This is a genomic window from Microbacterium azadirachtae (genome assembly GCF_000956545.1).
Taxonomy (GTDB): Bacteria; Actinomycetota; Actinomycetes; order Actinomycetales; family Microbacteriaceae; genus Microbacterium; species Microbacterium azadirachtae.
The window spans coordinates 1-14177 of sequence record NZ_JYIT01000049.1 but is presented as its reverse complement, the minus strand read 5'-3'; the positions used below and the strand labels follow the sequence as shown (position 1 = coordinate 14177).

Genomic DNA, 14177 nt, shown 5'->3' with positions numbered 1-14177 from the left:
GCCTCCGAGCATCTCCGGATCCGGGTAGCCCAGCACCTCCGGAACACAACGCAGGAGGACGCGCAGGAAGTTGGCCCTGGAACCAGGTTCCGGGGCCATCTTCCTGCGCTGTGTCACGGCTGTCCCGGTCAGTGCTCCTCGGCCTGCGCGGCCGCGGGCCGGCGCACGCACAGGGCGAGCGCGATGACGACGAACGACAGGATCGCTCCGGCGAGGAACGCGAGGTGGGAGCCGTGCGCGGCCGCCGCCGGCGAGGGCAGCTCCGGGTTCGCGGCTCCCGTCGCCGCGACGCCCGTGGCGTAGAGGGCGACGAAGATCGCGGTGCCGGCGGCCCCGGCGACCTGCTGCAGGGTCGCGATCGTGGCGCTGCCGTGGGAGTAGAGGTGCGGGGCGAGCGAGCCGAGCGAGGAGCTGAACGCCGGCGTGAACAGGAACGCGAGCGAGAGCATCAGCACGATGTGGGCGCCCAGCAGCACCACCCAGGACGAGTGCTCGCCGAGCCCGAGCGCGAGGGTCCACAGCGATGCGGCCAGGCCCAGCGAGCCGGGGATCACGAGCGGACGCGGCCCGAAGCGGTCGTAGAGCCGCCCGACGGTGGGACCCGCCAGGCCCATCAGCAGCCCGCCCGGGAGCAGGATCGCGCCCACCCACAGCGGGTCGAGGCCCAGCGTGTACCGCGCGAACTGGGGAAGCACGATGAAGGCGCCGAACAGCGAGACCATGCTGACCGTCATCATCGCGACCGCGACGGCGAAGTCCCGCGAGAGGAAGGTGCGCAGGTCCAGCAGCGCCGCATCGGTGCGCTGCAGCACCAGCTGACGCCATCCGAACAGGCCCAGCGTCGCCAGACCGAGCACGATCGGGATCCACGGCTGCAGCGCCGCCTGGCCCACCGCCGCCGCACCGATCTGGCTGAGGCCGAACACCAGCGCCGAGAAGGCGATCGCGGCGAGCACGACGGAGAGCACGTCCAGCGGGACGGCGCGGGTCTCGGAGACGTTCGGGATCCGGCGGATGCCGATGGCCAGCATCGTGAGCGCGATGGGCAGCATCACCCAGAACAGGCCCTGCCACGGCAGCACCTGGATCAGGGCGCCCGAGACGATCGGGCCGACGGCGGGAGCCACCGACATGACGATCGAGACGCGCCCCATCACCCGGCCGCGCTCGGCGGCGGGGACGATCGTCATCACGGTCGTCATCATCAGGGGCATCATCACAGCGGTCCCCATGGCCTGGACGACGCGTCCGACGACGAGCATCTCGAACACGGGCGACACGGCCGCGATGACCGTGCCGACGAGGAAGCTCGACATCGCGACGGTGAACACGGCCCGGGTGCGCAGGCGCTGCATGAGCCAGCCGGTGGTCGGGATGACGACCGCCATGGTCAGGGCGAACGCGGTGGTGAGCCACTGCCCGCGCGTGGCGTCGATGTGCAGGGACTCCTGGATGCGGGGCAGCGCGACGGCCATCATCGTCTCGTTCAGGAACACGACGAACACGGCGGCGAGGAGCAGGCGCAGCGCCGTGCGGTTGCGCGCCTCGAGCGCGGAGTCGGGGGCGGTCGAGGCGTCGACCTCGGCCGGGGCGATCGTGGCGGTCATGTCCTTCTCCTTCAGTGCTGCGGATGCGAGCTGGTGCCTCTGTGAGCGGCCCCGGTTCCGGGTTACTGCAAAAAATAAAGCACACTGCAAATAGTGAAGTCAAGTGGTAATCTGAGATCCATGACGAATCAGCACTACGGCCAGTTCTGCGGCCTCGCCCGTGCGGCGGAGATCGTCGGGCAGCGCTGGACGCTGCTGATCCTCCGCGACCTCAGCGTGGGACCGCGGCGCTACTCCGACCTCGTGGCCGGGCTGCCGGGCATCCCGACGAACACACTCGCGTCGCGCCTGAAGGAGCTCGAGGACGAGGGCATCGTCGAGAGGGCGGCACCCGCGGGCGCGGAGCGCTCCGTCGTCTACGCCCTCACCCCGCGCGGGCAGGAGCTCGGACCGGCGCTCGACGCGCTGTCGCGCTGGGGCGCGGGCGGCATGCGCACCCCGCGCGAGGGCGAGATCGTGACGACGTCGTCGATCACGGCGGCGCTCCGCGTGGCCGCGGGCGACGGCGTCGTGCCCTCCGACTGGGACACGACCTACAACGTGCGCGTCGGCGACATCGAGACGCACGTCGTCATGCGCGACGGCAGGGTCACCGCCGATCCCGGGCTCCTCGAGGATCCGGATCTCGAGATCGTGGCGGGCCCGGGGATCCGCAACCTGCTCGCCGGCACGCTGAGCCCGCAGGACGCCCTCGCCACGGGCGTCGTGCAGATCCAGGGGGATCCGGCGCTCTTCGAGCGCTTCGCCCAGGCCCTGCACGTGCCGTACAGCGCGAACGTCGCGGAGCCTCAGCCCGCCGCATCGGCCGCGGGCTGAGGCCGTCCGTCAGTCGACCAGGTCGCGCATCTCCCGCTCGATCGCCCGCAGCACGGTCGCATCCTCGGGCGAGGCCTCACCCGGCACGTAGCGCAGGGATGTGATCCTGCCGCCCCGGAAGCGATAGGAGCGATGCCGCTCGGAGAGCTCCCAGTCCACGGGGCCGCCGTAGTCGTAGCCCACGCTGATGCCGGTGAAGGGCGCCATGCCGACCAGCATCGGCATGTCGTCGAGGCGTACCCGCTCCACGCCGTCCACATCGACCGCGAAGCTCCAGCGCAACCCGAGCGCCGCGCGCGCGCGCAGTTCGATGCGACAGGCCCCCGGCCCCGGCGCGGTCGTGCGGACCCGGCGCATCGCGCCGTACGCGTTGTAGGAGAGCAGCAGCTCGTCGCCGTCCAGCGCCAGGAGGTATCCCCCGCCCTGGTCGCCGTGCGCGAGGAGCACGCCCTCCGCGCCGCGCTCCAGGTGCAGCTCGGCGTGCACGTCGAACGAGCGCAGCACCGTGAGGCGCGCGGAGCGGAACCGCTCCAGCGGCGGGCGGAACGGCACGAGCTCGACCGGCTCCGACAGCGGCGCCTCACTGGCGGGCCGCACAGAGAACAGGGTGCCGTCGTCGTCGAGCGGGAAGACCGTGTTGCGCCACGCCTCGTGGCGCCAGCGCTCCGCGAGCTCCCGCACGCGGTCGGGCTCGTGCGCGGCGCGATCCCGCGTCTCGGTCGGATCGCTCGGCAGGTGGTAGAGCTCCCAGGCGCCGCCTGCGGCGCCCTGCCCGGGCGTCGGAGGGATCGGCGAGACCGCCTTCCACTCGCCGTCGACGAGCGCACGACGACCCACGCATTCGAAGTACTGCTGCGCCCGGCCCGGTGCGGCCGGGTCGGCGAGGACCTCGGCGATGCTGCCGCCGTCCACCTCGGGCGCGGCCATCCCGTTCCACTGCGCAGGGCGGGCGACGCCCGCGAGCTCGAGCAGCGTCGGGGCCAGATCCGACACGAAGACGAACTGGTCGCGGAGCCCCGGCGATCCTGCTCCCGCCGGCCAGGAGATGACCAGCGGGGCGTGGACGCCGCCCTCGTAGGTGCTCGACTTGAAGGAACGGAACGGCGTGTTCGACACCCGCGCCCACCCTGTCGGGTACTGGCCGTACAGCCGGGGCCCGCCGATCTCCGACACGTCGCGCGGCACGTCGCTCACCCAGCCGTCGGGGACCGCGCCGTGCAGACCGAACTGCGCGAAGTAGCTGCGCGTCCCGGTCGGGCCGCCCTCGGCGGTGCCGCCGTTGTCGCTCGCGATCACGATGATCGTGTTCTCCCGCTCGCCGAGTTCGTCGAGACGTGAGAGCAGGCGCCCCACGCTCTGGTCGATCTCGTCGACGGCGGCGGCGTAGACCTCCATATGGCGGGCGAACAGGGCGCGCTCCTCGGCGCTGAGATCGTCCCAGTGCGGGATCCGGTCGCCGTCCGCGAGGGCGTCGCCGGGCAGCTCCGCGTGCGCGGGCACGATGCCGCGGAGGCGCTGGCGCTCGAAGCGCTCCTCGCGCAGCGCGTTCCAGCCGCGCTCGTACCGCCCGCCGTGGCGCTCGATGTCCTCCGCCTTCGCCTGGATCGGCCCGTGCACCGAAGTGTGCGCGTAGTAGAGGAAGAAGGGCTTGCGGCGATCGTTCACGCGCAGCTCGTCGACCATCGCGATCGCCCGGTCCGTCAGCTCGTCGGTGAGGAAGAACCCGTCGGGGAACTCGGCGACGTCGACCACGGAGTTGTCCTGCACGAGACGATGCGGATGGTGCAGCGACGTGAACCCGTCCATGGATCCGAAGTAGCGGTCGAAGCCCCGCTGCAGCGGCCAGGACGACCGGTCCGCCCCGTCGTGCAGCCGCGACTCCAGGGTCAGGTGCCACTTGCCGACCATGAAGGTCGCGTATCCGCCCGCCCTCAGCGACTCCGCGAGCGTGGGGGCCGCGGCGGGGAGCTCGCAGGCGAACCCCGGGTAGCCCGGATCGATGTGCGCCACGAACCCGAACCCCGCCCGGTGCGGGTTCAGCCCGGTGAGCAGCGCGGCGCGGGCCGGTGAGCACATCGGCGCCGTGCGGTAATTCGTGAACACCCAGCCCTCGTCGGCGAGGCCGTCGATGAACGGCGTGGGGATCTCGCTGCCGAACGGACCCAGGTCACTGAAGCCGAGGTCGTCGACGAGCATGACGATGATGTTCGGCGCCCCCTCGGGGGCGGTCGGCCGCACGCGCCAGGCGGGGTCGGACGCGGAGGTGAACTCCTCGACGCGCCCCGCGAAGCCCTCGTACCCGCGCGCTGCGCGATCCATTCAGCCCGCCTTCCGGATGAGCCCGAAGATCCGCGTGCGCAGCTCGGCGAACTCCGCGGTGGCCCGCGTCTCGAGCTGGTCGCGAGGGCCGCCGAAGTCGATCTCGATGATCTCGGTCACCCGGGCGGGCCGCTCTCCGAGCACGATGACCCGGTCGGAGAGGTAGACGGCCTCGTCGATGTCGTGCGTGACGATCAGGATCGTCATGCCGAACTGCTCGCGGATCCGCAGGCACAGGTCCTCGAGCTCGAAGCGGGTCTGCGCGTCGACCGAGGCGAACGGCTCGTCCATCACGAGCACCTCGGGGCGGTACGCGATCGCCCGGGCGATCGCGACGCGCTGCTGCATGCCTCCGGAGAGCTGCCAGGGATACTTGGCCCCCGCGCCGGCGAGCCCGACGGCGGCGAGCGCCGCGGTGATCCGCTCCTCGCGCTCGGCGGCGCTCAGCCGCAGGTGCCGCAGCGGCAGCCGGACGTTCTTCTCGACCGTGAGCCAGGGCATGAGCGAGCGCGTGTACTCCTGGAACACGAGCGCCATCTCCTCGGGCGGCCCGTCGATCTCCACGCCGTCGATCCGCGCGGACCCCGAGGTGATCGGCTGCAGGCCGGTGAGGCACTTGAGCAGGGTGGTCTTCCCGATGCCGGAGGGACCGACGATGCAGGCCACCTCCCCCGCCGACACGTCGAACGTGAGGTCGGCGATGACGGGCACGTCGCCGCTCCGGGTCCGATAGGTCTTCGCGAGGCCCTGCACGCTGAGTCGGGGGACGGCGGTGATGCTCATTCGCTCTTCTCCAGTTGTTGTGAGGCGATGTACCAGCGCAGGACGGCGCGGCGGAACAGGACGAACAGGGCGGTGGACAGGTACCCGAGCACGCCGAGGACGATGATCCCCGCCCACATGTCGGCGATCGCGAACGACTGCTGGGCGAGGAGGGTCGCGGCGCCGAGACCCGCGGACGAGCCGAGCATCTCGCTCGCGATCATGACGACGAAGGCGGTGATGAGGCTCACCTGCATCCCGGACAGGATCCGGGGGCTCGCCGCGGGCAGGGTGACCTGGAACAGCCGCTCCGCGCGGGTGAGCCGGTACACCTTCCCCACCATCTGCAGGGTGGGTTCGCCGGCGCGCACGCCGTCGATGGTCGAGATCAGGATCGGGAAGAGCGCGGCGAGCGAGATCGAGAGGATGCGCGTGCCGTTGCCGAAACCGAGCAGCGACACGAAGATCGGCACGAGCGCCACCGGGGGGATCGCGCGGAAGAAGTGGATCGTCGGCTCGACGAACCAGCTCAGCGGCGCGATCAGGCCGAGCGCGCAGCCCAGCAGCACCCCGACGACCGTCGCGATCAGGAACGACAGCACGAGGTTCAGCACGGACAGGCCGATGTCGCCGAGGAACGCGGGGGTCGTCAGCAGCTCGCCGAGGCGCGACACGATCGCCGACAGCGGCGGGAAGAACGTGTTCGTCGATCCCGCGGAGACGATCCACCACAGCGCGATGAGCAGCACCGGGACGGCGACCTCGACGAGGATGAGCAGCCAGCGCGGTGCGGCACTGACGCGACGGCCGCGCCGGAGCCGGGCGCCGGTCTGGACCGAGGTGGTGAGGGTCACGCGATCTCCGCCTTCCGGTACTGCGGGTGCCAGTGCAGCAGGCGCCGCTCCGCCCACTGGCTGAGGCCCTGGATCAGCAGCCCGAGGGCGCCGAGGATGAGCACGATGCCGAACAGATCCGCCTGGTTCCCCGAGATCTGCGCCATGAGCAGGCTCTGCCCGAGCCCCGGTCCCCCGCCGAGGAGGCCGGCGACGACCGCGATCACGAGCGATGTCGGTGCCGCGACCCGCAGCGCCGTGCCGATGTAGGGCAGGGCGCTGGGGATCACGATGCGCGCCAGGATCTCCGCCCGCCCCATGCCGTAGGAGGCGCCGGTCGCGCGGGCCACGGGGTCGGTGTCGAAGACGCCGGCCGAGGACTGCACGGAGATCGCGATGAACGAGCCGAAGAACACGAGGAACGTCCCCATGCCGGCCGTCGGACCCAGCACCAGCACCACGACCGGGAGGATCACGATCGGCGGGATGGGCTTGAGGAACTCGAGCGGCACCCTGGTCGCGTGCATGGCGAGCGGAGAGGATCCGATCGCGATGCCCAGCAGCACGCCGACGACGGCTGCGGCCAGGAGACCGGTGAGGGCCATGACGAGGGTGTCCGCCGTCGCCTGCCACAGCGGCGGCGTCCCCAGCAGCCGGCCCGCCGCACCCAGCGCCTCGAGCGCGGAGGGCAGCGGCGCGCCGGCCAGCGGGCCGGCGGTCGCCGCGAGCTGCCACCCCGCGAGGGCGGTCAGCGCGCCCGCGGCGCCGAGCAGCGCGGGGAGGATCCGGGAACGGTTCACGGGTCTCACTTCGCCAGGATGACGCCAGAGAGGTCGACCGGCTTCTTCAGGAACCCGAGGGCGACCATCTTGTCGTCCGGGCGCTGCAGATCCTCCGGGGCCACCGCGGTCGGCCACACCGGCACCTTGACCTCGGCGACCGAGAGCTTCGACTTCGTGTACGCGAGACCCGCCGTGATGGCCTCCTCCGGGTGTGCCGTGGCGTACTCGTTGGACTTCACGATCGCGCGCTGGAAGGCGCTGATGACGTCCTTCTTGGACTGGATCGTCGTCTCGCCCGCGGTCCACAGCCCGGTGGCGCCGGTCTCGAAGAACCCGATAGAGGGGGCCGCGAGCTGCGGTCCGCCGTCGGCCGCGGCCTGCGCGGTGAAGGGGCTCACGAGGCCCGCGGCGTCCACGTTGCCGCTCTTGAGGGCGGCGACCGCGGACGTGAAGTCCAGCACGACCCACTTCACGCCGGTCGCGGGATCGATGCCGTTCTTCTTCAGCTGCTCGGCGATGACCACCTCGAGCTGCGCCTTGCGCGCCGGGATCGCGATGGTCTTGCCGGCCAGCTCCTTGACCGAGGTGATCCCGCTGGCCTTGCTCGCGAACAGCCCGGTGTCGTCGTACTTCGCCGGATCCGCCGCGCTCGTGGCCGTGTCGGGGTAGCCGTCTGCGGCCCCGATCACCTTCATCTTCACGCCCTGGCTGAGCGCGTTCAGCAGCGGGATGCTCGGCGAGTACGCCACGTCGACCTGGCCGCTCTGCGCGGCGGCGAGGCCCGCGGGCGGGTTGGCGACGATCGACGTCTCGATCTTCAGCCCTTCGTCGGCGAAGAACCCCTTGGCGATGCCGGTCAGCAGGCTGCCGTCGGACGTGAGTCCGATCGTGGCGACCTTGACCGTGGTCAGATCGCCCTTCTTGCCCGGCTCGGCACCCCCGGACGAGGACGAGCAGCCGGAGAGGGCGACGGCCGCGCCGACGGCGGCGACCGCGGCGACGGCACGGAGTGCGCGCGTGATGTGCATGTGTGCTTCCTGTCAGAGCGAGGGAGGGGATCTCGGATCGGAGGCGTCGCTGCGGTGCGACTTCATCGTCTTTAATCACCACTTGGTCACTTAAATATCCAGCAAGGAGTTACTCTTGTCAAGATGTTTCCGAATCTTACGTGTCCACGTGGATACGCAAGGCGGAATGGTGCTCCCCCGTACCGGTCCTAGGATCATCAGCATCGGAGGAGGACGGACGTGCCCAAGATCGTTGATCACGACGAACGCCGCAATCACATCGCGGATGCGGCGACGAAGGTGATCGCCCGGGAGGGCTTCGAACGGCTCACGATGCGTCAGATCGCGGCCGAGGCCGGGTACACCCACGGCGCCATCGCCCGCTACTTCCCCACCAAGGAGAGCCTGCTGACGGCGTCGTTCGTGCGCCTCCACGTGCAGGCCAACGGACGGATCCTCACCGAGGTCGCGGGCAAGCGGGGGCTGGACGCCCTCGAGCAGATGTGCCGCGAGATCCTGCCGTTCGGCGAGCTCGGTCCCAAGTACGCCCGCGTCGTCATCGCCTTCTGGGACCACGCCTCGCAGGACACCCGCGTCACCCAGATCCACCGCGAGAACAACCAGAGATGGCGGGACCAGTTCCGCCGCTTCCTCGTCGAGGCCCGGGAGGACGGCGAGCTCGCCGCCCACATCGACATCGACACCGCGGTCGGCGAGGTCGCCTCGCGCAACGCCGGGTGGCAGATGGTGTCGGTGCTGCTGCCCGAGGCCGCGGGCGACGAGCGCATCGAGGCCGGGCTGCAGGCCCTGCTGGCGGAGCTGCGCGGCCGGGACCGCTGACGATCCCGGCCGCCGCACACTAGACCGCGTCCTCGAGTGCGAACCGAGCGCCGAACTCGCCGATCACCGCCGCGGGGGCGTTGGTGTTGCCGGTCGTGATCGTGGGCATGACCGAGGCGTCGATCACACGGAGCCCTGCGACCCCCTTGACGCGCAGACGCGGATCCACGACCGCCGCAGGATCCGACCCCATCCGGCAGGTGCCGACCTGGTGGTGGTACGTGATCGCGGTGCGGCGCACCCAGTCCTCGACATCGGCGTCCGAGACCTCCGGCCCCGGGTACGCCTCGACCGCGCCCCAGGCGTCGGCCAGCGCCGGACGCGCACCGATCCGCCGCACCTGACGCACCGATGCGGCGAGCGCTGCCAGGTCGCGGTCGTCCTCGAGGGCGGCGAGATCGATGAGCAGCGGATCGGCGGCCGACGGCCCGGAGAGCCGCAGCGTGCCGCGGCTGTAGGGCGTCACCAGCCCGGCCATGAGCGTGAAGCCGTCGCCGGGGCCGTGCGCGCCGGGGCGCGGCTCCAGCTCGCCCCACATCGGCACCGAGAAGTGGATCGGCTGAGTGTCCGGCTCGGCGAGGTCGTCGCGCGAGCGCCAGAACAGGTGCGTCTGCGTCACGGACACGCCCGGCTGCGGCGCGCCGACGGGCCGGTCGGTGGTGAAGATCACCGGTGAGAGCAGGTGATCGTGCAGATCGGCCCCGACGGCCGGGGCGTCGCGGACCACGCCGATCCCGAGCGCCTCGAGCTCCTCCCGCGGTCCGATGCCGCTGCGCAGCAGGATCGCGGGGCTGCCCAGGGCGCCGGCGGCGAGGATCACCTCGTCCGCGCGGAGCTCGGATCCGTCGCTCAGACGCACGCCCACGGCGGCGCCGTCCTCCACGATCACGGTCTCGACCTCGACGCCCGTGACGATGCGCAGGTTCGGCGCCTCCTCGATCGGCCGCACGTAGGCCATCCAGGTGTTCACGCGACGGCCGTCGCGCATCGTGACCTGCTCCTGCGAGACGCCGTCCAGCGTGCCGCCGTTGTAGTCGGGGTTGTGCTCCAGCCCCTCCTCGACGGCGGCGTCGATGATCGACTGCTGGATCGGCACGAGCGGGTAGTCGCCGGTCACCGGGAGGAGGTCGTTCTCGATCGCCGCGTACACCGGCTCGACCTGCGCCCACCCCCAGCCGGTCGCGCCCGCGGCCTCCCAGCCGTCGAAGTCGCTCGCCGCACAGCGCACCCAGATCATGGCGTTGAGCGCGTGGGATCCGCCGGTGACCTTGCCCCGGGGCAGGTGCAGGCGGCGGCCGGCCGCGTGCTCCTGCGGCACCGTGAACAGGTCCCAGTCCTCGGCGGCGTGCCACAGCTCGCCCGCCCGGGACGGGTCGTGGATCGCGGGGTTCGTGTCGTAGCCGCCGGCCTCGACGAGCGTCACGTCCCACCCGGCGTCCACGAGACGCCGGGTGACGATGCTGCCCGCGGTGCCGGCTCCCACCACGAGGACGGAGCGCGTCCCGGTCGCGTCGGACACGCCTCAGCCCTTCCGGCCGGGTCCGGAGACGACCTGCGGCACGCCGACCGACTTGAGCCCTGCCACGCCGAACTCGAGGCCGTAGCCCGAGCTCTTCACACCCCCGAAGGGCACCATCGGGTGCAGGCCGCCGTGGGAGTTGATCCACACGGTGCCGGACTGCATGCGCGTCGCCGCCTCGCGCGCGGCCTCGGGGTCGCTCGACCAGACCGAGGCGCCGAGCCCCACGTCCACGCCGTTCGCGAGCGCGAAGGCCTCGTCCACGTCGGAGTAGCGGATGATCGGCAGCGCCGGCCCGAACTGCTCCTCCTGCACGAGCGCGGCGTCGTTCGGGATGTCGGCCACGATCGTGGGGCGGTAGAAGAGCTCGCCGAGCTCCGGAGCCGCCTCGCCGCCGGTGACGATGCGGGCGCCGCGCGCCTTCGCGTCCTCGACCAGGCGCGACACGATGTCGAACTGCTGCTTGTTCTGCAGCGGTCCCAGCACGTTGCCCTCGTCGAGGCCGTTGCCGATCGGCACCTGGGCGGCGATGCCGGCGAGCGCGTCGACCACCTGGTCGTAGAGCGAGTCGTGCACGTAGAGCCGCTTCATCGCCGCGCAGGTCTGGCCGGTGTTGATGAACGCGCCCCAGAACAGGTCCTCGGCGATCGCGGCCGGGTCGGTCCCCGGCAGCACGATGCCGGCGTCGTTGCCGCCGAGCTCGAGCGTGAGGCGCGCGAGGTTGCCGGCCGAGCTCTCGATGATCTTGCGGCCCGTCGCGGTGGATCCGGTGAACATGATCTTGTCGATGTCCGGGTGCGAGGCGATCCGCGCGCCGACCTCGCGGTCGCCCGAGATGCCGATCAGCACGTCGGCGGGCAGCACGTCGTTCATCACGGCGAGCATCGCGAGCACGCTCAGCGGCGTGTACTCGCTGGGCTTGACGACCACCGTGTTGCCCATCCGCAGGGACGGGCCGATCTGCCAGATCGTGATCATGAGGGGCCAGTTCCACGGACCGATCGCGCCCACCACGCCGGCCGGCTTGTAGACGAGCTCGGCGTGCAGGTTCTCGTCGTCGACCAGCACCTCGGGCTCCAGCACCGTGGTCGCGTTCGTGCGCAGCCAGGCGGTGCAGGCGCCCAGCTCGAAGCGGGCGTTCGGGCCGTTCAGCGGCTTGCCCTGCTCGCGGGAGAGCAGGTGGGCGAGCTCCTCCGCGTGCGCGTCGATGGCGTCGGCCGCGGCGAGCAGCAGCTCGCTGCGCTTCGCGTGGCCGAGCGCGTCCCAGCCGGGCTGGGCGGCCTTGGCGCGGGCGATCGCGTCGTCCAGGTCGGCGACGGTCTGCACGGGAGCACGCCCGATGACCTCGCGCGTGGCGGCGTCGGGGATCTCCCGGCCGCTGCCCTCGGGGGCCTGGATGCGGTCGAGCAGCGCGGACGCGGCGGACATGTCGGTCATCGGTCTCTCCTTCGAGTGTGCGGACGACGATGCGTCCTCCCATTCTCGGCGGGGAGCATCGGCCGGACTTGTCATGCAGTGCACGGCGCTCGTCCAGCCGCGAAGGATCCGCCGGCTCAGGTCCGCGCGGCGGCCTCGCCGTGCCGGTCGCGGTCCGCGTCCCACGCGCCGTGGTCGGCGCCGGCCGTGCGCAGGAACACGATGATCCAGCTGAAGATCAGCACCGCGGCGATGAGCTCCACCGCGGTGAGGTTGTAGTAGCCGGTCGCGAAGAACACCCCGAGCAGCGCGATGACCAGCACGTACACCCAGCCCAGCACCACGAACACGCGCGAGATCCGGCGCAGGAGCCACGGCAGCGCGATCACGACCCCGGCGAAGCACACCGCCATGCCCGTGGCGACCGTGTTGTGCAGCAGGAAGAAGCGGTCCACGGGGAAGATCCCCACCAGCGCGAGCAGGACGCCGATGAGGATCAGGCCGACGCGCACGATCGTGCGGCCGCGCTCGTCCCGGGGCTCCGGCACCGGCAGGGCCGCGGTGGCGTAGCGGGCGATCGTGGTCACCATCACCCCGGCCACGATGAGGGTGCCGTTGAAGGCCGGCGAGGACGCGTTGCTGGACATGCCCAGCGCGGAGAGGTTGTCGCGCCACCAGTGCGGATCCGACGCCTCGAGCATCGCCGTGAGCGCCCCGATCACGAGGTAGACCGCGAGGATCAGCGAGATCGACGTGGGGCTCAGCGCGATCGCGCTGAGATAGCAGACGTAGCCGGTGAGCGCGAGCGCGACCGCGACGAGCACGGCGCCAGGGAACGGGAACACCGGGGCGTCGCGGAAGCCGGCCTCGAGCAGCGCGGCGAGGCCGAACCAGGCGAGCAGCGCGACCGCGGCGTGCGCGAGGGCGATCGCGATCAGCTCGTACCAGCGCAGCCGCTGACCGGGTGCCGCGAACCCGTCGTTCGCGGCGTCCGGGTCGCGCTTCTCCGGCGCCTCGACCGCCTCGAGGCGCAGGCCGATGCGCCCCGCGAGGAAGCTCAGCAGCGCGACCGCCGCACCGCCGCACGCGGCGACCTCGCCGACCGACCAGGCACCGGTGATCGACAGCGTGCGGTTCCAGAACACGACGGATGCGACGAGGAAGCCCAGCACGAACGCGATCGCCCCGGTCAGCAGGGCGTCGGTCTCCCGCATCTGGTGCAGCGTCGCCGCGGCGCGCGCCTCGCGCAGACGCCTGATCAGCCGGTCCCACTCGCTTCGCATTCGCCCCGCCCTCCCTGTCACGTCCACCCTAGGCGCGCGGCGACGACGAGCGTCGAGACCGCACCACGATCCGTCCGCCGCTGCCCCGATAGCCTGGGAGCATGACCCAGACCTTCCGCGCCCGCGCCGCCCTGCTCGACATGGACGGCACGCTCGTCGACTCCACCGCCGTCGTGGAGCGTCTCTGGCTGGCCTGGGCCGAGCCCCACGGGCTGGATCCCGAGTTCGTGCTGAGCGTCGTGCACGGGCGCCAGGGCCACCAGAGCATGGCGATCATGCTCCCCGACCGCCCGCACGAGGAGAACCTGGCCGAGAACCAGGCCATGCTCGAGCGGGAGAGCGGCGACGTGGACGGCGTCGTCGAGGTCCCCGGTGCCGCGGCGTTCCTGCAGGCCCTGGCGCCGTTCCCCCACGCGATCGTCACCTCGGCCGACGACCGGCTGATGCGGGCCCGCATGGGCGCGGCGGGCCTCGACGTGCCGGACGGGCCGGTCACCGCCGAGTTCGTCTCCGCCTCGAAGCCGGATCCGGAGGGCTTCCTGCTGGGCGCGACGCGGCTCGGCGTGGATCCGGCCGACTGCCTCGTCTTCGAGGACTCGGAGGCGGGGATCCAGGCCGCTCAGGCGGCGGGGATGCGCGTCATCGGCGTCGGCACGGGATCCGCGGCGCACGCCCCGGACGCCGTGGTCGCCGACCTCACGCACGTCACGATCACCCCCGACGGCGACGGCTTCCTGCTCACGCTCGACTGACCGCGCTCGGAGCGGAGTTCAGAGCGCGCCCCGGGTCTCAGCCGAGCACGGCGGCCGCGGCCGCGCGAGCCTCGACGGCGGTCGGCGCGCCGAGCGCGGCCTCCGCGGCGTGCCAGCGCCGTTCGCCGGACGCACGGTGGTGGTGCGCACGCTCGACGCCGGATCCGACAAGCCCCTCCCTTTCGCGACCGGCGCGGACGAGGAGAACCCGGCGCTCGGCGTGCGGGGGCTGCGGGTCGCC

12 protein-coding genes and 1 pseudogene are annotated in these 14177 nt (G+C 71.8%); 4 read left to right on the top strand and 9 right to left on the bottom strand.

Annotated features, from left to right (window positions below; translation table 11 throughout):
• Nucleotides 1-128 precede the first annotated feature (128 nt).
• A complete protein-coding gene (locus RL72_RS01905) occupies nucleotides 129-1607 on the bottom strand; it encodes a DHA2 family efflux MFS transporter permease subunit (RefSeq protein WP_248700341.1) in 1479 nt (492 codons plus the stop codon).
• 120 nt (nucleotides 1608-1727) lie between these two features.
• On the opposite strand from RL72_RS01905, the gene RL72_RS01900 reads away from it, so the two are divergent.
• Nucleotides 1728-2423: a winged helix-turn-helix transcriptional regulator gene (locus RL72_RS01900; RefSeq protein ID WP_045249111.1), complete on the top strand. Its 696-nt coding sequence runs from the start codon at nucleotides 1728-1730 to the stop codon at nucleotides 2421-2423.
• Between the two features lie 9 nt (nucleotides 2424-2432).
• On the opposite strand, the gene RL72_RS01895 is transcribed toward RL72_RS01900, so the two are convergent.
• Genes RL72_RS01895 through RL72_RS01875 form a run of 5 tightly spaced genes read right to left on the bottom strand, consistent with a single transcriptional unit; the run spans nucleotide 2433 to nucleotide 8147 of the window.
• Nucleotides 2433-4742 (bottom strand): arylsulfatase, encoded by a 2310-nt coding sequence (locus RL72_RS01895; RefSeq protein WP_045249110.1) that lies wholly within the window; start codon nucleotides 4740-4742, stop codon nucleotides 2433-2435.
• A complete protein-coding gene (locus RL72_RS01890; protein ID WP_052674121.1) occupies nucleotides 4743-5525 on the bottom strand; it encodes an ABC transporter ATP-binding protein in 783 nt (260 codons plus the stop codon).
• Complete coding sequence (locus RL72_RS01885) at nucleotides 5522-6358, bottom strand: ABC transporter permease (protein ID WP_082071956.1); 837 nt, start codon at nucleotides 6356-6358, stop codon at nucleotides 5522-5524. Before RL72_RS01885 ends, RL72_RS01890 begins: the two co-directional genes overlap by 4 nt.
• Complete coding sequence (locus RL72_RS01880) at nucleotides 6355-7146, bottom strand: ABC transporter permease (RefSeq protein ID WP_248700340.1); 792 nt, start codon at nucleotides 7144-7146, stop codon at nucleotides 6355-6357. The genes RL72_RS01885 and RL72_RS01880 overlap by 4 nt, the downstream gene beginning before the upstream one ends.
• Nucleotides 7143-8147, bottom strand: a complete 1005-nt coding sequence (locus tag RL72_RS01875; protein ID WP_045249109.1) for an ABC transporter substrate-binding protein — start codon at nucleotides 8145-8147, stop codon at nucleotides 7143-7145. Before RL72_RS01875 ends, RL72_RS01880 begins: the two co-directional genes overlap by 4 nt.
• Before the next feature lie 219 nt (nucleotides 8148-8366).
• On the opposite strand from RL72_RS01875, the gene RL72_RS01870 reads away from it, so the two are divergent.
• The gene (locus tag RL72_RS01870) at nucleotides 8367-8966 is read left to right on the top strand and encodes a TetR/AcrR family transcriptional regulator (RefSeq protein ID WP_045249108.1); all 600 of its coding nucleotides are present in this window, start codon (nucleotides 8367-8369) and stop codon (nucleotides 8964-8966) included.
• 19 nt (nucleotides 8967-8985) lie between these two features.
• Here the strand turns inward: RL72_RS01870 and RL72_RS01865 are convergent, their stop codons facing one another.
• The 3 genes from RL72_RS01865 to RL72_RS01855 all read right to left on the bottom strand — a co-directional run bounded on the left by RL72_RS01865 (nucleotide 8986) and on the right by RL72_RS01855 (nucleotide 13184).
• The gene (locus RL72_RS01865) at nucleotides 8986-10485 is read right to left on the bottom strand and encodes a GMC family oxidoreductase (protein ID WP_045249107.1); all 1500 of its coding nucleotides are present in this window, start codon (nucleotides 10483-10485) and stop codon (nucleotides 8986-8988) included.
• Between the two features lie 3 nt (nucleotides 10486-10488).
• Complete coding sequence (locus RL72_RS01860) at nucleotides 10489-11913, bottom strand: aldehyde dehydrogenase family protein (RefSeq protein ID WP_045249126.1); 1425 nt, start codon at nucleotides 11911-11913, stop codon at nucleotides 10489-10491.
• A 125-nt stretch (nucleotides 11914-12038) separates the two neighbouring features.
• Nucleotides 12039-13184: a DUF998 domain-containing protein gene (locus RL72_RS01855; RefSeq protein ID WP_045249106.1), complete on the bottom strand. Its 1146-nt coding sequence runs from the start codon at nucleotides 13182-13184 to the stop codon at nucleotides 12039-12041.
• A gap of 101 nt (nucleotides 13185-13285) precedes the next feature.
• Here RL72_RS01855 and RL72_RS01850 point away from each other — a divergent pair, with 101 nt between their 5' ends.
• Together RL72_RS01850 and RL72_RS19335 are read left to right on the top strand one after the other, a co-directional pair.
• Entirely contained in the window at nucleotides 13286-13936 is a 651-nt protein-coding gene (locus RL72_RS01850) for an HAD-IA family hydrolase (RefSeq protein ID WP_045249105.1), read from the top strand.
• A 109-nt stretch (nucleotides 13937-14045) separates the two neighbouring features.
• Nucleotides 14046-14177 (top strand): annotated as a pseudogene (locus RL72_RS19335) (putative PEP-binding protein); the annotation flags it as partial.

What these genes read in the sequence shown, in the direction of transcription:
- RL72_RS01900 (WP_045249111.1), top strand. Translation starts at nt 1,728, where the DNA reads ATGACGAATCAGCACTACGGCCAGTTCTGCGGCCTCGCCCGTGCGGCG.
- RL72_RS01855 (WP_045249106.1), bottom strand. Translation starts at nt 13,184, where the DNA reads ATGCGAAGCGAGTGGGACCGGCTGATCAGGCGTCTGCGCGAGGCGCGC.
- RL72_RS01860 (WP_045249126.1), bottom strand. Translation starts at nt 11,913, where the DNA reads ATGTCCGCCGCGTCCGCGCTGCTCGACCGCATCCAGGCCCCCGAGGGC.
- RL72_RS01850 (WP_045249105.1), top strand. Translation starts at nt 13,286, where the DNA reads ATGACCCAGACCTTCCGCGCCCGCGCCGCCCTGCTCGACATGGACGGC.
- RL72_RS01905 (WP_248700341.1), bottom strand. Translation starts at nt 1,607, where the DNA reads ATGACCGCCACGATCGCCCCGGCCGAGGTCGACGCCTCGACCGCCCCC.
- RL72_RS01895 (WP_045249110.1), bottom strand. Translation starts at nt 4,742, where the DNA reads ATGGATCGCGCAGCGCGCGGGTACGAGGGCTTCGCGGGGCGCGTCGAG.
- RL72_RS01875 (WP_045249109.1), bottom strand. Translation starts at nt 8,147, where the DNA reads ATGCACATCACGCGCGCACTCCGTGCCGTCGCCGCGGTCGCCGCCGTC.
- RL72_RS01890 (WP_052674121.1), bottom strand. Translation starts at nt 5,525, where the DNA reads ATGAGCATCACCGCCGTCCCCCGACTCAGCGTGCAGGGCCTCGCGAAG.